Origin of the sequence: Paludibaculum fermentans, from assembly GCF_015277775.1 — a bacterium.
In the GTDB taxonomy this organism is placed as follows: domain Bacteria; phylum Acidobacteriota; class Terriglobia; order Bryobacterales; family Bryobacteraceae; genus Paludibaculum; species Paludibaculum fermentans.
Genome location: NZ_CP063849.1, coordinates 4,688,495 through 4,705,889 on the forward strand (window position 1 = coordinate 4,688,495; position 17,395 = coordinate 4,705,889).

The window sequence follows — 17,395 nt, forward strand, 5'->3', positions numbered from 1 at the left end:
TGGCCGTATAACGCCCTACTCGCGGAAGTGCTTCTGGCCTGGACCGGGCGTATTGCCACTCGGAGATTGGTCAGGCACGGGGGCGCTCGCGCGTCGGCAGGAAGATGCTCTCTAGCGCTCTTTACGTTAAAGTTGGCGCTCATGGGGCCTTGCGGCAAGCTGAGGTCCAGTAGGAAGCCGGGACTCCACGCCAAAGCCTTGGTCCCAGCGGCGGCCCGCGCTGAATGGGTCGCGGGTTGAATGGGCCGTGCGGGTTTGCCAAAATCACGCTGAGAGGAGCGCGGCGCATGGATTACGACCAGGATAAGGTCGACGAGGCAGTGCTGGCGTTGTTGAGCCTGACGATTCACGACGAGGATGAATGGGGCGCTTCCACTTGGAAGTCCCACGACTGGGCTGTCATGGACCGCCTGCACGCCAAGGGGTACATTTCGAACCCGAGAGGCAAGGCGAAATCGGTGGTCCTGACTCCAGAGGCAGCGGCATTGTCGCGTGCCCTCTTCGAGCGGTATTTTGCGAAGACGACGCAGAAGGCGGGGGCCGACTGAACTGACAGCCTGTGGCGGAAGTCGCGCAGCCGCGTTCGCACCGCCGCCAGTGCAAGAATGGCAGCTTAAGTGCAATCTCGAAGCCTCTCTGAAGAGAGCCGCCAATTTCTGGGCGGAGGGCCGGCGCCGGAGCGAACCCAAAGGGCGACAAGGGGTTGCGGCCCATGGCAGTGTCGAGCCGGCCTCCGAGTGGCCGGCCCTAGTTCGGCCGGCTCTTCGCGCCCTGGGCTCGCAAGCCCTTGCCGCGCGGCTTGCGGGACTTCCGCCACAGACTGTTACGCTTCGGCCGCGCGCCGCAGCCAGGTGTTGCCGAAGTAGCTGAGGCCGGAGAAGTCGACGGGCTCTCCAAAGGCAGGGACGAAGCGTTCACGCTGGAACTCCGGGTGATCCACGAGGAAATCAGCCACCGCGGCGCCGGGATTGTCGAACTCCCAGGATTTGTCTCCATCCGGCAGATGGGCCAGTTCCGGCATGTTGCTGTCGGCGACGACGACGTAGGAGCCGCCCGTGACCAGCGGCGCGAAGTTCCGCAGTTCGGCGGCGACGTGCTGTTTTCGATGGTCGCTGTCCAGGAAGACGAAGGCGGTCTCTCCGGGCGGCACCAGCGAGCGCACAGCGGCAGCGGTGGCAGGGGCGCTGGAATCGCCTTCCACCAAAGTGACGAGCCCGGCGGCGTGTTCTTCGATCGCCTGGCGCACGGGCGGCCGGATCTCGGATTCCACGGAGATCACGCGGCCGTGCCCCATCAGCCGGCAGAGCGAGGCGAACCAGAGGGTGCTGCCACCGTCATAGATGCCCGTCTCCACGATCACAGCGGGCCGGAGCCGCCAGATCGCCTCAGCCAGGCGCAACATGTCGTCCGGCAATTGCAGGAATTGCCGCCCCATCCAGGAGAAGGTGGTCCAATGGCCGAGATTCCAGCCGAGTTTCAACCACTCGCGCGACAATAGATGAAAGGCATCCGGGCTGTACAGGGGATGCGTGGCCTGATGCCCGCCTTCAGTGACGGTGAGCACCGCGGCTTCCGTATCAATTGTGATGAGCATGAATTCCTCCCGATGGAGCCGCGAAGAGATGGAGCGGCACGATGCCGAGGCGGCGGAACGGTTCCCCGGACCGGACTACCGCCAGGCTTTGCAATGGCTGCACGAGATCGTGAAGCCGCGAGTGTATGTGGAGATCGGGGTGCATTGCGGAGACTCGCTGCGCCTGGCTGCCCACGCGGAAGTGGCCGTGGGTGTCGACCCGGCCGCGGAGATTGCGCAGGAGGTTCCCGGGCCTATGCACGTCTTCCGCATGACCAGCGATGAGTTCTTCCGGAGGTCCCTGCTGGAGGGGCTCTGCGCGGAGAGGCCGATCGACCTGGCGTTCATTGATGGCCTGCACCTCTTTGAACAGGTGATGAGGGATATTCACGGGCTGGAGCGGTACGCGGGCCCGGACACCATCATCGCTTTGCACGACACCATCCCGCTGAACGCAGAGACGTCGGAGCGGATTCGGCGCACGGAGTTCCATACGGGCGACGTGTGGAAGGCCGTGGCCTGGCTGCATACCCACCGGCCCGAACTGCGCATCGTGACGATTCCGGCGGCACCCACGGGCCTTACCCTGATCCGCGGTTTCGGCAGTGGGCGTGCGCATCCGCCCGCACCCGACGAGCAGGTGCTGCGGCGCTTTGCCGACCTGGACTGGGCGCACTTCCAGGCGCACAGCGGGCAGTTCCTCCAACTGGCGCCTCATGCACGGTCCACGATTCAGTCTTTCTGCCAATAGATACCGGTCCAATCGATTGTGTGCACTTTCGGGCTGAGCCCGTGCCGGGCCAGATACTCCTCGACAGCCAAACGGCAGCCGGGGATGCAGCCGTAGTCGTCGACAATGACAAAGCCGCCGCGAGCGACCTTCGGATAGAGGAACGTGAGGACGTCGCGGGTGGATTCGTAGAGATCGGCGTCGATGCGGAGCAGCGCCAGCGTGTGGATGGGCGCCGTGGGCAACGTCTCGCTGAACAGGCCTTCCAGGAAATGAACCTGGCCGTCCAGGAGGCCATAGCGGGCAAAGTGGTCCTTAACGCGGGCGAGCGAGATGGCCAGGTTGGGAAAGCGGTCCGCGCTGAGGTCCTCGTCTTCGTCCTGCGGCAGGCGGGAAGCGGGCACTCCGGCGAAGGAATCGGCGGCCCAGACGTGGCGGCTGGTGATGCCATGGGCGCGCAGGAAGCCGCGCAGGAAGATGGGGACGCCGCCCTGCCAGACGCCGCACTCCATGAGATCGCCGGGCGTCTGGTCCCGGAGGATCTGCTCCAGGCACTGCTCGACATTGGACAGGCGCAAGCGGCCCACCATGGTGTGCTGATAACCGAGGTTTTCGACGCGATCGTCGAGAAAGCGGCCCACCGAGGCCAGTTCGCGAAAGGTGCGGCAGAACTCGGGCATGCGCTCTTCGATGCGGAGCTCGGTGTGCCAGTCGTATGGGCGCAGGCCTTGCGCGCTCTCCCGCAGATAGAGGATGCGAGCCTCGTTCTCCCAGTACAACTCGCCCAGGAGGCTTTTCTTCAACAGGTCGAGATATAGCGTCTCCACGAACCCAGAACCTCCTCGTCGGAGAGAGCGGTGCGATGGCTCCACCATCGTCCGCGGGCAATCCGCCACTTCATGCGCGGGCTGGTGAAGCTCCGCGCCACGTCTTCCGGCGCGCGAGCCAGCAGGTCCAGGACGCCTTCGAGTGTGCCCGCAGTCACCCAGTTTCTCAACTGGAATAGAGCCTGGTTGCGCAGCCACATCGCCTCGATCTGGTCGCGGGTGAAGTAGCGCTTCACGGTGACGCCCTGCTCGTGATGGACGATGGAATCGGGACTGAACAGGATGCGGTAGCCGAGCTTGCGGGCGCGCCAGCCCCATTCGACGTCTTCCCAATAAAAGTCCGGGTAGGACTCGAAGTCGAGCAGATCGAGGAGGACGCGCCGCTGGAAGAGAGAGGCGCCTCCGCCGGCGTAGAACCCTTCCACGGTGGCGGCGGAGTGGGGAATGCGGTCAGCCAGGGCCACCAGGCCATTGTCGTCGCTGATGTCGCACCAATTGGTCTCTTCGCGGAACCGGGTGGCGTCGCCGAGGATGATCTGCGAGGCGATGGCGAAGGTGTTGGCATCGCGGTGGGCAGCGGCGGCGGCGAGCGCCTCGGGCTCCAGGATCGCATCGCTGTTGAGGAGGTAGACCCAGGCGTGCCGGGCCGCCCGCAGGCCAGCGAAGACGGCCCGCGAGAAACCCAGGGGCCGGCGGTGAAACAGCCACTGTGCTTCGGGAGCTTGAGAGCGAAGCTGGGCATAGGCTTCGGGCGGCGTGCCGTTCACCACCACCACGGCCTGCACCGGCTCGCTGAGAAGAGAGGCTGCGATGCCGACGCTGCGCAGGCATTCGGCGAGTCCGGCGGGATTGCCGCGTTCCGGAATGACGACGGTGAGGCCGGGTTGGGCTTCCAGACGAGCGGATGTCCTCCGTGCTGGGAGCGCGCGGGCTGCCAGCTGCGCAAACCGGTCCACGCGGTGAATCCATTCTTCCACGGGGGCCAGAAATTGACGGGACCTGCGATAGAGGTCGGGGTCGAGATGCGGCTTGGAGGCGAGCAGGACCATGGCGAACCCGAGGTCGCGCTGATCGCTGCCCGCTGCGTGTTCGCTGGGCCGGTAGATCTGGGTGGTACGGAAATCGAGCACCCAGGGACCGAGGCCGGGCTGGACAGGAGAGAAGTCCAGGCCAAACGGCATGATCTCGTCATACGGATTCGAGACGACGCCGACCGGCCGGCCGTTGCACTGGATCGCCAGTTCATTCGGCTGGCCGTCGCGGCCCGGCGGAAGCAGACCGGACACATGGAAGGACTGCGAGGAACGGAGCGGCGCGAGGACGGCCGAAGCGCGCTGGGTGGACCAGATATGCTCCTGGCCTTCCGGATCGTGCCAGCCGTGGACGAGTTGCGCGCTGCCGCCGCGTTCGGCGTGAATCGCGGAGTGCCATTCCGAAGGGCGGTAGGCCGTCTTCCACGCGCAATTCCGGCACTCGGCCCCTTCCGCGCGCAGGTAACGGGCGCGAAACTCGCGGTAGAGCGGACCATTCCAGATCTCCGCGATGTCCTGGGTGAGCAGATTGCCCAGGGACTTCCGGTCCAACACCTCGCAGGCGACCACGTCTCCGTTGGCCAGCACGTGCGCCGTGTCCCAGGGATTCTGTTCGCAGCTATGGATCGCCCCGCCGGCGGGCAACGGCCAGGGATAAGAGATGGGGACCTGTCCGAGGCGCGGCGGATCACCCCCGGGAAGTGGATTGCAAAGCGTCAGGCTGATCTCCGGCCGTGCCCTTTGCGTGGCTGCCAACTGCTGGTCGAGGCGGGCGCGGAAACCTGGCTTCGCGATGCCGGAGGGATCCAGTTCAACGGTGAACGTCTCAGGAATGGGATCGCGGCGCTGGATGGGGAAGACCATGACGTCGCGCAGACCCAGGTCATGGGCCAGTTCGGCGACGGCGGTGAGTTCGGCGAGGTTGCGATCCATGGCCACGAAGGCCAGGTCGACGATGGGCGGGTTGGGCAACCCACTGCAGATGGCGAGGAAGCGCTCGAGCCGGGAACGCAAGGCGGCAAAGGAGCCGTAGCGGTAGATCCCGAAGTAAAGCGCTGGATCGGTCGCGTGGACGGAGACGGTCAACCGGTTCAAGCCGCTGGCTGCCAGGCGGGGCAGCATTTCCTCAGAAAGCGGCGTGAGAACCGAAACCAATTCGACATACGCACCGGTGGAACGAGCCAGTTGAATTGCGGGAATCAGGTCAGGGTAATGAGTGGATTCCCCGGAATAATTGAGCATCAGACGGCGCGGATCCACCAGGGACCGCAGCAGCCTCTCGAACACGGGAAAGGGCAGATGCTGACCGGCGCCGCGCCGCAGTTTTCGTGAGCAGAATACGCAGTCGAGGGCGCACTTGGACGTGAGCTCGATCCACAACGACCTCGGAGTCGGAGCAGCCTGCGCCGGCAGAATCTTCAGATCCGTCATCCCTGGCCCCAGTGTAGCGCGCGCGTGGGAATAACCGGCTCGATTTGGGAGAAGCAGTAAATCCAAGTTAAGAATCTCGGATTCTGCCATATGGAATAGAAGGTATTTCAGAGGAGGAGACGGGGCGGCTCTCAGTCCAGAGATGGAGCTGCATTGCCCGCCGGATGGAGAATGTTGCTTGACATCGCAAGGCAAGCCCATTATCCTCCATCGATAGACGATGGGAACGACAAAGAAACCCTCCGAGCTCCTGCCCGGGACCCTCGACCTGCTGATCCTGAGGGCGCTGGTGCCGGGTGAAATGCATGGTTATGGAATTGCTTCGCGCCTGAAGCGTGTATCCGACGATGTCCTGCAAGTGGGCGAAAGCTCGCTCTATCCGGCGTTGCAGCGGCTGCTGCTGAATGGCTGGGTGAAGGCGGAGTGGGGCGCGTCGGAGAACAATCGCAGGGCGCGATTTTACTCATTGACGGCCGCGGGCAAGAAGCAACTCGCGGCGGAGCGCGAAGAGTTCTCGCGCGTGATTGAGGCGATCCAGAAAGTCCTGAACATGGCATGAACGGCTCCTTCCAGACACTGCTCACCCGCGCCTGGAACCGGCTGTTGTTTCGATGGCGGCGCGACCGGCTTGAGGATGAATTGCAGGAAGAGATCTCATTTCATCTGGCCCAGATACAGTCGGAGCTTCACGGGGCCGGGCTGGACCAGAGATCGGCCTGGGACCAGAGCCGCCGGCAGCTTGGGAATCTCACATTGGCGAAGGAGGAATGCCGCGGCATGTGGAGCTTCATGGGTCTCGAGCGATTCGTGCAGGACTTGCGGTATGCGGTCCGCATGTACGCGCGCACACCGGTGTTTACGGTGATTTCCGTGGTCTCGCTGGCGCTCGGCATCGGCGGAAATACGGCCATGTTCAGCCTGGTGAATGCACTGCTGGTTCGCCCATTGCCGTACGCCCAACCGGAAGAGCTGGTTCGGATCACGGGAACGTATCCTCGCGCGGCAGTGCCCATGTTTCGGGAGCGGTCGCGGGCCATGCAGATTGCGGCGGTCAGCATCGGGTCGGAGCTCAACCTCGCGGGCCAGGGGCCGGCGATCCGGGTGACGGGCAGCAGCGCTTCTCCGAATTTTCTTTCCGTGCTGGGGGCATCGGTTGCCAGGGGGAGAAACTTCCAGGCGGAAGAGGAGTCACCGGGGCGGGACAACGTCGTCATCCTGAGCCACTCCCTCTGGAAGAGCCTGTTTGGAGGCGACCCATCGACGGTGGGCCGGATGATCCGATTGAACGGCGTCGACCGCGAGATTGTGGGCATCATGCCGGCGGGATTCAGCTACCCTTCCACCCGCGTCCAGCTATGGATCCCCATGCGGCTGGATTCCACGAACTTCGTGGAGTACTGGGGCACGGAATACATGCCGCTAGTGGCGCGCCTGCGCCCGGGCGCCACGATCAGCCAGGCCCAAGGAGAGGTCCGGAGGCTGGTCTCTGAACTGAGAGGCGTGTTTCCGTTCGCCATGGCGCGCGACTGGAATGCCGATTCGACAGCCATCCCGCTGCAGCAGGACATCATCGGCAATGTTCGCGGCAAGCTGATCATTCTGCTTTCGGCCGTGGGGCTCGTGTTGCTGATCGCCTGCGCCAATGTGGCCAGCCTGCTGCTGGCGCGGGCAACGACACGCCGCAAGGAGATGGCGCTGCGGGCCGCTTTGGGCGCCAGCCGCGGGCGGATCGTCCGGCAGTTGCTCACCGAGAGTGTCGGACTGGCACTAACAGGCGCGGCGCTGGGGATCCTGGTGGGCGCGGGCGGACTGAGTGTCTTCAAGGCATTGCTGCCGGCGTCGCTGCCGGGGTTGGCAGAGGCGGTGATCGATTGGCCAATCGTGGCCGCCATCAGTGCGCTGGCGCTGGTGACGGGCCTGGCGTCAGGCATCGCCCCCGCCTTGAGCGCCTACGAAGTCAACGTCACGGAGACGATCAAGACGGGGAGCCAGCGTTCCACCTCGGGCTTCTGGACGCGGATGAGAGGCGTGATCATCGCAGGCGAAGTCGCGCTGACGCTCGTGCTGCTGGTGAGTGCCGGGCTCATGATGCGGAGCCTCTACAAGCTGTCGGAGGTGAAACCGGGGTTTGATCCGGGGCGGGTACTGACGGTGCAGATCAGCCCCAATGAGTCCTTATGCGCGCAACGAGCGTTGTGCGTTGCGCTGTACGACCAACTGCTGCAGCGGTCGGGCGAAGTGGCCGGGGTGAGGGAAGCGGCTATTGCCAATTCGGTCCCCCTGGATGGGCAACTCCCCACGATTCCTGTTGTCGTGGACGGTCAACCCAACACGAGCGATCATCCCTCGGACATGCTTCTGCTGGGGGCTGCGAGCGCTGGTTATCTGGAGCTGATGCGCGTCCCGCTGCTGGCCGGGCGCTATCTGATGCAGTCTGACGGCGCGAATTCCGCGGGTGTGGCGGTCCTTTCCGCGGGCGCGGCGCAACATTTCTGGCCAGCGGACCACGCCATTGGCAAGCACATCAGGCCGGCGGGCGGCAAGCAGTGGTACACGGTGGTGGGCGTTGTGGGCGATGTGCGTCACGCGACGCTGAGCAAGGGGCTTCCAGATTGGGTCCACGGGGCGATCTACCTGCCCTACCCACAGGCGGTGACGGAGGACGGCAAGCTGCCGGCGGCGATGACGCTGGTGGCCAAGGTGGACACGAATGATGGCCGGACGCGATCCGAGCTCCGCCAACTGGCGGTGGCCCTGGACCCCAATGTGCCCGTGGGCCAGGTTCACGTCCTGGAAGAGATGGTCTCGGGATCGATATCGGACTTCCGTTCGATGATGCAGGTCTTCCTCAGTTTCGCGGGCGCGGCCATTGTGCTGGCCGCAGTGGGCATCTACGGCCTGATGTCCTATTGGGTGAGCCAGCGGACCTACGAGATCGGTTTGCGTGTGGCCATCGGCGCCACCCGAGGACAGATTGTTTCGATGATCCTGGCACAAGGGCTGAGAGTCTCGCTGTACGGCGTCCTGGGCGGAATCCTCACGGCGATCGCGCTTACCCGCTTCCTGGGCACATTGCTTTATGGGGTGGCGGCCACTGACTCGCTGACCTTCGCCCTGGTCACGGCACTCGTGCTGAGCGTGGCTGTGCTGGCCGCGGCGTTTCCGGCGTGGAGAGCGGCGCGGATCGATCCGGTGAAGTCGCTGCGAGCAGATTAACGGCTTACCAAGCCGGCCGGTTTTTTGGGGATCCGCTGCAATAAACGGGCTCCGGCTCCGTCTTGCTGACTTGACGGGAACCACGCCATGACCTTACCTGAAACGATCCTCCACGATGTGCGGTACGGCTTCCGGATGCTGCGGCGCTCGCCCGGCACCACCCTCGTCACCATTCTTGTGCTGGCCGCGGGCATTGGAGTGAGTACGGCGGTCTTTACGGGGTACAAGGCGATGGTGGCGCGGCCGCTGGACGCCCATGCGCCCGAAGAGATGGTGAACCTGGGGTTGAAGCGGGACTCTGCCGCGCCGCAATACTCCTTCAGCTACCCCGATTACGAGGTACTGCGGGACTCGCTGCACTGCTTCAACGGCCTGATCGCGTTCCGGCCGGCGCAACTGGTGTATTCGGCGGTGAGCGGCGTCCGGAAGGAGCGGGCGCCCAGTCCGGGGGGCGCGTTAGGGCAGCTCGGACTGCTGCGGCAGGGCGTCGGGAGCGCCGAGACGGCCTCGGTTTTCATGGTTTCCGAGAATTACTTCCGCGTCCTGGGCGTCAGCATGATTCAGGGGCGAGGGTTCGAGGCGATGGGGCCGGCCGAACTGGCCGCGGCTCCACCGGTGCTGCTGAGCGAGAACTACTGGCAGAGACGGTTCGGCGGAGATGTGGCGGCCATTGGAAAGACCATCTACCTCAACGGGGCAGCCTTCACGATCAGCGGCATCACGCCGCATAATTTCGTGGGCACGGGCGTGGGGGCGCCCGCCTTCTGGCTGCCGCTGAGCGCCGAGCCGCTGGTGCATGGCGACCCGCAGTGGCTGCGCAATCGGGAAGAGCAGCCCTACCGGCTATTCGGACGACTGGCGCCGGGCGTAAGCGCAGCCGGGGCGCGGGCCGAAGTGAACGCCGCCGCCGAACACCTCCGTTCGTTGCATGCTCCGCGTTCGGCCTGGTCGAAACAAGCAAGCGCGCTCGTCTGGCCGGGCTCTCCGTTTCCGCTGCCGCTGACGGAGTATGGCGGGTTGATGCTGGCGACCATCCTCGTACTGGCGGCGGCCGGCATGGTGCTGGTGGTGGCCAGCGCCAACGTGGGGAGCCTGCAGTTGGCCCGTTCGCGGGCGCGGGAGAACGAGATGCGGACGCGCCTGTCGCTGGGCGCGAGCAGATCGCGGCTGGTGCGCCAGTTGATCACGGAGAGCGCCCTGATCGGGGTGCTGGCGGGCGCGCTGGCGCTGCTGCTGACGCAGGCGATGCTCCACCAGGCAGCGGCGATGATGGCCAACGCGGTGCCTGGCGAATACGGCGGGCTGGTGTTCGACGTCGCCCCGGATCTGGAGATCTTTGCCTTTGTTTGCGCGATTTCGCTGATAGCGGGGCTGCTGTCCGGGTTGGCGCCGGCCATGGAGGGTTCGCGCTTCAGCCTCAGCTCGGGTTCGCGAGGCGGAACGGCCTCAGCGCGGAGCCGCCGCCTGCAGGATGCGCTCGTGATCGCGCAGGTCGCGTTATCACTGGTCCTGGTCGCGGCCGCCAACACGGCGATCCGGAGCTCCGTCCGCTCCGTCTCGATCGACACCGGGTATGAGACCCAGCAGGTTCTCGCGCTGTCCGTGCAGTTCCCCGAGACCTTGAAGTACTCGGCTCCGCAGAAACGAAATCTCATTGAGGAGTTGCGCACGCGGCTGGCCGCGCTGCCGGGTGTAGGGGGCGTCACGAGCGCGCGGCCGCCTGTCGACGCCGGCTCGCGGACGATTGCCGCCACGCTGGAGGCCGCTCCGACCCAGTCTGTGCTGCACTACACGCGGGTCGAGCCGAACTACTTTGAAACGCTGGCGATCCCCTTCCAGCGCGGCGGCAGCTTCCCGCAGCATGGCTCGCGCGGGGTGGTGTTGAGCGAGTCCGCCGCAGCGGCACTATGGCCCGGCCAGAACCCGGTGGGCCGCAGCCTGCGTCCTGGCCCGGTGGATGACCGCCGTCACGAATTGAACGACATGGTGGCGGATGGCCCAGCGTATACGGTGCTGGGCGTGGTGCGCGACACGCGGGCGGTGGAGTTCCATCCGACCGACTCGCAACGCATCTACCTTTCTCTTCCAGCCGACGAGCTCAGGAATTATCCAATTCTGGTGCGGACGCGGACGGATCCGGAACAGTTGGTCCGCGCGATCGATGCCCTGCTGGCTTCCGTGGACCCGAACCTGATGGCGGACTGCTCGACCCTGGCACAGTTGCAGCACCAGACGGCCCCGTTCATCGTGGCGGCCCTGACCGCGCTGATCGCTTCCTCCATCGGGCTGGTTGCGCTGCTGTTGGCGCTGTTGGGGATCTGGAGCACGGTGAGTTACATCGTGGTGCTGCGCACGCGAGAGGTGGGGATCCGGATGGCGATGGGCGCCCAGAGGAGCGATGTGCTGCAACTGATCCTGAAGGAGAGCGTGCGGCCGATCCTGGGCGGGCTGGTGGCCGGGGGCGTGCTGGCGGCAGGGGGCTCTTATTCGGCGCGCGGGGTGCTGTACGGAATGAACGGCATCGACTGGTTGAGCCTGGCAGTGGACTCGGTGGGCTTCCTGATCATCGGGCTGCTGGCGTGCTACCCGCCGGCGTGGCGGGCGACGCGCGTGGATCCGCAGGTGGCGCTGCGGCATGAGTGAGCTCGGCCCGGCTGGGATCAATAGTGCGGGCGGCCGAGCAGATCCCGTTCCATTGAGCCGGTAGCCGGCTCGCAGGTCGTGTCCTTCGTGCGTTCCGCGCGGATTCGATAGGGGCCGTAGCATAGGAGCCCCAGCACGGCGCCGGGCCGCAGGTACCAACTCGCCCAGGACAGGGGCGAATCTCCGTTGGCGTCCAAGGCGTCGACCTTGGCGCCGGCGCCCAGCAGGCTGCGGATGTCCTCCTCGTTGCCGAAGGCGGCCGCACGGTGCAGGGCTGTTTCCCCTTTGGTCCGGCAGTCCCGCATGAAGCCGCCGGTTTCGCGGCCCGGGATTGTCGTGCGGCTCGGATCAGCACCGCGCGCCAGCAGGAGTTTCACAACTGGCGTGTATTTCCAGCGGTTGGACTTCGAGAGGGCGGCATGCAGCGGGGTTTCACCCGTCTCCGGCAGTGCCTGATTGACGTCGGCTCCGTTCTCGATGAGGTATTCGCAGAGCCGCCAGTGACCGTGAAAGGCGGCGCCATTCAGGTCGAAGTTGTCGCCGAGCGAGGCAAGGGGCTCGCCATTCGCGAGGAGAAAGCGGATGGCGCTGACGTCGCCGTAGTAGGCACACCACTGCAGGAGGGAATGCCCATCCGCCAGGGATGCGGGTGAGTTGCCCGCGGCGACATGCTCAAACACCAGGTCCGTGCGGCCGTCGGCGATGCGCTGCAGCATGGGGACAGGATAACCGACTGTGCGGGCGGCCCGGCCGGCACCAGAAGAAGCCCATCCAACAAACCTGCGGCGGTTGAGGCGGATCTTGAGGTGGGCAGGATTCGCTGTCCGGCGCCAGGCTGGCGAAAATAAGGGCCGCAGAAAGAGGTTGAAAAGAGCGCGGGCGGGTGTATACTCTCTCCAAAATCCGTACACCGCAATCATGATTCGTGGCCTGTGAGGAGCAGCCTGCGGAAAATCACGGTTGGGGTATGTCACATGGCCGCATCACGCGGCCTGTATCCAGGCTCGAACAGCGCGATGGCTCTATAAGGGGGTACCTATGATCGCGTTTGCTCGTATCCGTCCACTTTGCGTCCTGGCTCTGTTGCTGCTGGCGGCAACGGTTGCCAGCGCGCAGAAAAAGATCAAGGTCAACTTTGATTCCACTGACAATTACACGGAGAGTGACAACGTCAAGGGAAAGGCCCAGAAGAGCGGCCTGACCCCCGCCCAGAAGGCGATTGTCATCAAGAAAATCCAGGAGGAGTACGACACCGCGCTGGGCGGTGGCAAGGTGAAGGTGGAGGAGGGTTCCGGAGGCGATGCCGAGATCATCATCAACGGCGGCAGGGCGCCCGGAAAGAATCAAGGCAAGGAGTACGGAGACGCGGGCCAGCCGGGCAAACCGGGGGTGGTCCACGAAGGAGAGTTCAAGAACAACGGCTTCACCGGTGATGAGCTGGCCACGGCGATTGGAGAAAGCGCGGCGCATGAAGCGGGCCACAAGTTCGGCCTGAAGCATAACAAGGACAACCCGCCCAGCAAGATGACCGAGGGCGGCAAGGTCACCACGCCGCAGCGCAAGGCGGACAGCCGCAACTTCACGCCCAGCGATATCACGACGTTGAAAAAGTCGCTGGGGCTTGCCAGTGCGGAGCAGAAGAACTCCTTCATGATGGCCGACCTGGGTGTCTACGTAGGGGATCCGAACGGATTCCTCTGGACGCCGGACGACACCTATCTGAATGCCGCCTCCTCCTTCTTCAGTTCCAGCATTACGGCGCAATTCGGCTATATCACCGGCACGGGCGAGTTTGTTCCAGTGGGCGGCGACCAGTTCACCGACACGGGGATGACCTTCCTCTACACCGCGGGCGCGGATCTGGCCGTGCAGGATGGCGCGAACCTCTACACGCTGGAACAGGGCCAGGGCAACTTCACGTTGACGAGCCCGAACCCATTCAACCCCAACGTCTTCCTGATCGCCGATGTGTTCCTGGGTGGCGGGCAGTACCACATCCATCTCGATGCCACGAACGCATTCGACGACCCGGACTACTACACCACAGGCGGCTTCTTCACGGCTCCTGAGCCGGGCACGCTGCTGCTGCTTGGCTCGGGCCTGATGCTGATCTTTGCCGCCCGTCTGCGCAGAAAGTGACCACAGGCCGCGCCGGAGACAGGAGACCGCGCGCGGCCTACCGCCCCATAGAAGTTTGCGCGGCGCTCGACTACCATGACTGGGTGACCTGAGATAGCATAGATCTAATTGTTCCCAGGAGTAACAAAATGTCCGAGCGCGAATTCTCAAGACGTCATTTCTTCTATGGATCCTTACTCGCTGGAGCCGTGCCCGCCGCTGGCTTTGGCAGCACAGCCTCCCTGTCGAGGGCCGGTTTCAAGTCCCCGAACGAGAAACTGAACATCGCCGCCATCGGTGCCGGCGGCAAGGGCCGCAGCGACATCGCGGGCTGCAACACCGAGAACATTGTGGCCTTTGCCGACCCCGACGACAAACGCGCCGCGCAGACCTTCCAGCAGTATCCGAACGTGCCGAAGTACAAAGACTTCCGGCGCATGTTCGACAAGGAAGAGAAGAACATCGACGCGGTGCTGGTGTCGTGCCCGGACCACGTGCACGCCAGTGCGTCGATGTGGGCGATGACGCGCGGGAAGCACGTCTACTGCCAGAAGCCGCTGGTGCGCACCGTATGGGAAGCGCAGCAGGTGACGGCGGCGGCCGCGAAGTATGGCGTAGCGACGCAGATGGGCAACCAGGGTTACTCCAACCTGGGCGCGCGGCAGTGCGCGGAGATCATCTGGAACGGCGACATCGGCGGCGTGACGGAAGTGCACGCGTTCACAGACCGGCCGGGCCACTATTGGCCGCAGGGTCCGGAAGTGGCGCCGAAGGAAGAGGCGGTGCCCTCGACGCTCGACTGGGATGCCTGGCTGGCGGATGCGGAACCCCGTCCTTACAGCCCCGCCTATGTCCCGCACAACTGGCGCGCGTTCCCCGACTTCGGGTGCGGCGCCATCGGCGACATGGCCTGCCACATCCTGGGTACTCCCAACATGGCGTTGATGCTGACCGCGCCCACCAGCGTGGAGTGCATCAAGAAGGAAGGCGCCAACAAGTACACCTTCCCGCACCAGGCCGTGATCCGCTTCGACTTCCCTGCTCGCGGCACGATGCCGGCCCTGAAGCTGTTCTGGTACGACAGCCTGAAGGAGCAGCCCAAGATTCCGGGTGTGCCTGAAGGAGAACTATTGGGCGACAAGGATATCAACGGCAGCGTGTTCATCGGTGAGAAGGGCATTGTGACGACGGGTTGCTATGGCGAGCGTACTCGTCTGCTGCCCGATGCCAAGATGAAGGATTATACGATGCCGCCTCCGCTGCTGACGCGGTCGCCCGGCCACTATCGCGACTGGCTCCGCGCCTGTAAGGGCGGCGCTCCGGCGTGCTCGAACTTCAGCGTGGCCGGCCCGTTCGTGGAATGGATGCTGCTGGGCACCATCGCCATGCGCGTGGAAGGCAAGCTGGAGTGGGACGCCAAGAAGGGCCGCATCACCAGCCACCCCGAAGCGAACCAGTATCTGAAGCCGAAGTTCCGCAAGGGCTGGAAGTTCGCCTAAGCCTGTAGTTTTTCCGCTGACACGAGACGGCCCGTTCCGCAGACACTCCCAAGGTGTTGAGGAACGGGCCGCTTTCGTTTTGCCTTCGCCGCTGACTGGTGAGGTCCCGGCCAGGACCTTTTCGGAACAGGTGAGCCTAAACGCCTTTGCCGATTTTGGAAACGCGTTTCGTCCGGCACACATCTTTCGGGGTGTCCGGTAAGGAGGCCCATATGAAATCGGCAAAGTGGTTGGTTCCCGCGATGATGGCGGTTGTAGCGCTCCCGGGATGGGGCCGATGGGAAGAGACCAGACGCGCCTCGATGCGTGGGGGCGGGGATCATGGCAAATGCACCATTGAGGTGGAAGTCGATCAGGCGGCGGAGATCGCTGTGTCGGGCGACACCGGCATTTTGCGCACGCTTTCCGGATCGCCCGCGCACTGGCGCAGGCTGGAGTGCAACGCACCGCTGCCGAGCAATCCGTATGATTTCCGCTTCCGCGGGATCGACGGGCGAGGCGATGTGAGCCTGGTGCAGCAGCCGGGCCGGGGACGGCCGGCGGTGGTCCGGATCGTCGATCGGAAGGGTGGACGGGAAGGCTATACGTTTGACCTGGAATGGCGGGGGGGCGACTATGACAACCGTGGCCGGGGCCGCGGGTTCTGGGATGGGGGCGATCGTGACATCGACCGCCGGGACGACCGCCGCTATGACCGGGACGACTTTTCGTGGAACAACGACCTGCGGTATCGCGGGCGCGGCGACGGCTACTTTGCCGATGGCGGGGGCGGCCGGAACCGTGTGTATAACTGCGATGTGAACATCGCACGGGGCGGAAACGTGTTCGTGTCGTTCGACTCCGACCGGCGCGGCCGGCTGGCTCTGAATGGACGCATCGTCCGCATGGAAGGTGACCGCGTGGTGGCTCGCATGACCGGTAACGGATTTGCCGGCCTGATGTACCTCGAGACCAACCGGCGCGATCGCGTCAAAGAGATCCGCATGGACCTGGACGGCCGCGGCGAACTGCGCTGGCGCGATTAGACTAGGGGCATGTCCGTTGTTTCATTGATCGAATACGCGGATGCGTCCGCGGAAGTCAGGGCCGTCTTTGATGACATCATGACCACCCGCAAGGTGGACAGCGTCAACAATTTCTGGAAGGCCCTGGCGAACCATCCGGCCACGCTCCGGCAGGTGTGGGAAGAAGTGAAGGCCGTGATGGCGCCCGGCGCGCTGGATCCCCTGGTGAAGGAGATGATCTACGTCGCCGTCAGCGCCACCAACGGCTGCGAGTATTGCACGTACTCCCATACAGCCGGAGCGCGGGCGAAGGGTATGACCGAGGAGATGCTGGGCGAGGTGCTGGCCGTGGCGTCGCTGGCGAACAAGACGAACCGGCTGGCGAATGGGTACCGGGTTCCGGTGGACGAGCAGTTCCGGCGGTCCTGAATCGGGGTTCCCCTGTGTTGGGCGGAACCGGCGGCGGAGTTGGTGCGTCGATTCAGGCTGGAGGCCGGCTGGCGATGGTCCTACGCCCGTTTGGAGTCTTGATGATTGCCGGCGGAGTGCTGTTCGCGCAGGCGCCGGCGGGATCTGTTGCAGACATGGCCCGTGCTCGCCAGACGGCGATGGGCCGGGAGTACGCGCGGCAATTGCGTGGCGAGACGGTCGCCCTCGAAAACGAAGCCGTGCGAAGTTATGTAGACCGCGTGGGCCGGATGCTGGCGGCGCAGATGCCGGGTCCCCAGCCATCGTGGGAGTTCACGGTGGCGGAGATGCCCGCGTGTCCAGCGGCCCAGGAACCGGCGGCCCTGCCTGGCGGATTTGTGTTCTTCCCTGCCCGCCTGCTGGCTGCCTCTCGTAACGAGAGCGAATTCGCGGCGGTGGTGGCGCATGCGGTCGCGCATGAGGTGCTGCACCGGATGCCGGTGGCTGCCCCGGAAGGGAGCCCCGCGATTCCGCTGGTGATGCTGGGCGGATGGACCAGCGACTGCCGGGGCCGGCAGAGCGTTCCTATCGGGTTTGCGGCGGCCCTGAAGAAGCAGGAACAGGACGCTGATGCGTTGGCCTGGAAGGCTCTGGAAGCGGCCGGGTTTGATCCACGGGCGGTCACGAGCTCCGTGCAGCGGAGGGTGGACTCGGCCGCCACGGATGCTCAACGTGGGGAGCAGGAAGAGCGGCTGGCGGCGCTGCGAGCATTGGAGACGGCCGCGTCTCCCGCACGGCAGGACAGCGTGGAGGTCGAAGCCGCGCGAGCGGAGATTCGGCGATTCGTTGAGGCGCAGAGTCCGGCACGGCGGGCACCCTCATTGGTGCGGGCGAAGCAGCCGTAGAGCCGGCGAA

14 protein-coding genes are annotated in these 17,395 nt (G+C 64.8%); 10 read left to right on the forward strand and 4 right to left on the reverse strand.

Going from position 1 to position 17,395, the window contains the following annotated elements; genetic code table 11:
• The first annotated feature begins 287 nt into the window (after positions 1-287).
• On the forward strand, positions 288-548 hold the full coding sequence (locus IRI77_RS18355) for a DUF6429 family protein (protein ID WP_194453479.1): 261 nt from the start codon (positions 288-290) through the stop codon (positions 546-548).
• A 275-nt stretch (positions 549-823) separates the two neighbouring features.
• On the opposite strand, the gene IRI77_RS18360 is transcribed toward IRI77_RS18355, so the two are convergent.
• Entirely contained in the window at positions 824-1,594 is a 771-nt protein-coding gene (locus IRI77_RS18360) for a CmcI family methyltransferase (RefSeq protein WP_194453480.1), read from the reverse strand.
• On the opposite strand from IRI77_RS18360, the gene IRI77_RS18365 reads away from it, so the two are divergent.
• Positions 1,593-2,324 (forward strand): class I SAM-dependent methyltransferase, encoded by a 732-nt coding sequence (locus tag IRI77_RS18365; RefSeq protein ID WP_194453481.1) that lies wholly within the window; start codon positions 1,593-1,595, stop codon positions 2,322-2,324. The two genes, IRI77_RS18360 and IRI77_RS18365, sit on opposite strands and share 2 nt — an antisense overlap.
• On the opposite strand, the gene IRI77_RS18370 is transcribed toward IRI77_RS18365, so the two are convergent.
• A complete protein-coding gene (locus IRI77_RS18370) occupies positions 2,306-3,130 on the reverse strand; it encodes a TylF/MycF/NovP-related O-methyltransferase (protein ID WP_194453482.1) in 825 nt (274 codons plus the stop codon). The genes IRI77_RS18365 and IRI77_RS18370 overlap by 19 nt on opposite strands.
• Positions 3,103-5,592, reverse strand: coding sequence for a glycosyltransferase (locus IRI77_RS18375; protein ID WP_194453483.1), 2,490 nt, complete (start codon positions 5,590-5,592; stop codon positions 3,103-3,105). Before IRI77_RS18375 ends, IRI77_RS18370 begins: the two co-directional genes overlap by 28 nt.
• A 220-nt stretch (positions 5,593-5,812) precedes the next feature.
• Between IRI77_RS18375 and IRI77_RS18380 the strand changes: the two genes are divergently transcribed.
• The 3 genes from IRI77_RS18380 (at position 5,813) to IRI77_RS18390 (ending at position 11,451) form a co-directional block, all read left to right on the forward strand.
• Positions 5,813-6,151, forward strand: coding sequence for a PadR family transcriptional regulator (locus IRI77_RS18380; protein ID WP_194453484.1), 339 nt, complete (start codon positions 5,813-5,815; stop codon positions 6,149-6,151).
• Positions 6,148-8,808 (forward strand): ABC transporter permease, encoded by a 2,661-nt coding sequence (locus tag IRI77_RS18385; protein WP_194453485.1) that lies wholly within the window; start codon positions 6,148-6,150, stop codon positions 8,806-8,808. The genes IRI77_RS18380 and IRI77_RS18385 overlap by 4 nt, the downstream gene beginning before the upstream one ends.
• 87 nt (positions 8,809-8,895) lie before the next feature.
• A complete protein-coding gene (locus tag IRI77_RS18390) occupies positions 8,896-11,451 on the forward strand; it encodes an ADOP family duplicated permease (RefSeq protein WP_194453486.1) in 2,556 nt (851 codons plus the stop codon).
• A gap of 17 nt (positions 11,452-11,468) precedes the next feature.
• Here the strand turns inward: IRI77_RS18390 and IRI77_RS18395 are convergent, their stop codons facing one another.
• The gene (locus IRI77_RS18395; protein WP_194453487.1) at positions 11,469-12,167 is read right to left on the reverse strand and encodes an ankyrin repeat domain-containing protein; all 699 of its coding nucleotides are present in this window, start codon (positions 12,165-12,167) and stop codon (positions 11,469-11,471) included.
• Between the two features lie 322 nt (positions 12,168-12,489).
• Between IRI77_RS18395 and IRI77_RS18400 the strand changes: the two genes are divergently transcribed.
• From IRI77_RS18400 to IRI77_RS18420, 5 genes are all read left to right on the forward strand, one after another.
• Entirely contained in the window at positions 12,490-13,590 is a 1,101-nt protein-coding gene (locus tag IRI77_RS18400) for a PEP-CTERM sorting domain-containing protein (RefSeq protein WP_194453488.1), read from the forward strand.
• 128 nt (positions 13,591-13,718) lie between these two features.
• Positions 13,719-15,068, forward strand: coding sequence for a Gfo/Idh/MocA family protein (locus IRI77_RS18405; RefSeq protein ID WP_194453489.1), 1,350 nt, complete (start codon positions 13,719-13,721; stop codon positions 15,066-15,068).
• Between the two features lie 212 nt (positions 15,069-15,280).
• Positions 15,281-16,093: a hypothetical protein gene (locus IRI77_RS18410; RefSeq protein ID WP_194453490.1), complete on the forward strand. Its 813-nt coding sequence runs from the start codon at positions 15,281-15,283 to the stop codon at positions 16,091-16,093.
• A 9-nt stretch (positions 16,094-16,102) separates the two neighbouring features.
• Positions 16,103-16,501, forward strand: coding sequence for a carboxymuconolactone decarboxylase family protein (locus IRI77_RS18415; protein ID WP_194453491.1), 399 nt, complete (start codon positions 16,103-16,105; stop codon positions 16,499-16,501).
• Positions 16,502-16,656: 155 nt separating this feature from the next.
• Positions 16,657-17,385, forward strand: a complete 729-nt coding sequence (locus tag IRI77_RS18420) for a M48 family metalloprotease (protein WP_194453492.1) — start codon at positions 16,657-16,659, stop codon at positions 17,383-17,385.
• The last annotated feature ends 10 nt before the right edge of the window (positions 17,386-17,395 follow it).

Bases quoted from the DNA above. Each gene is read 5' to 3' on its own strand.
- IRI77_RS18355 (WP_194453479.1), top strand. From the start codon at position 288: ATGGATTACGACCAGGATAAGGTCGACGAGGCAGTGCTGGCGTTGTTG.
- IRI77_RS18365 (WP_194453481.1), top strand. From the start codon at position 1,593: ATGAATTCCTCCCGATGGAGCCGCGAAGAGATGGAGCGGCACGATGCC.
- IRI77_RS18360 (WP_194453480.1), bottom strand. From the start codon at position 1,594: ATGCTCATCACAATTGATACGGAAGCCGCGGTGCTCACCGTCACTGAA.
- IRI77_RS18375 (WP_194453483.1), bottom strand. From the start codon at position 5,592: ATGACGGATCTGAAGATTCTGCCGGCGCAGGCTGCTCCGACTCCGAGG.
- IRI77_RS18380 (WP_194453484.1), top strand. From the start codon at position 5,813: ATGGGAACGACAAAGAAACCCTCCGAGCTCCTGCCCGGGACCCTCGAC.
- IRI77_RS18385 (WP_194453485.1), top strand. From the start codon at position 6,148: ATGAACGGCTCCTTCCAGACACTGCTCACCCGCGCCTGGAACCGGCTG.
- IRI77_RS18390 (WP_194453486.1), top strand. From the start codon at position 8,896: ATGACCTTACCTGAAACGATCCTCCACGATGTGCGGTACGGCTTCCGG.
- IRI77_RS18395 (WP_194453487.1), bottom strand. From the start codon at position 12,167: ATGCTGCAGCGCATCGCCGACGGCCGCACGGACCTGGTGTTTGAGCAT.
- IRI77_RS18400 (WP_194453488.1), top strand. From the start codon at position 12,490: ATGATCGCGTTTGCTCGTATCCGTCCACTTTGCGTCCTGGCTCTGTTG.
- IRI77_RS18405 (WP_194453489.1), top strand. From the start codon at position 13,719: ATGTCCGAGCGCGAATTCTCAAGACGTCATTTCTTCTATGGATCCTTA.
- IRI77_RS18410 (WP_194453490.1), top strand. From the start codon at position 15,281: ATGAAATCGGCAAAGTGGTTGGTTCCCGCGATGATGGCGGTTGTAGCG.
- IRI77_RS18415 (WP_194453491.1), top strand. From the start codon at position 16,103: ATGTCCGTTGTTTCATTGATCGAATACGCGGATGCGTCCGCGGAAGTC.
- IRI77_RS18420 (WP_194453492.1), top strand. From the start codon at position 16,657: ATGGCCCGTGCTCGCCAGACGGCGATGGGCCGGGAGTACGCGCGGCAA.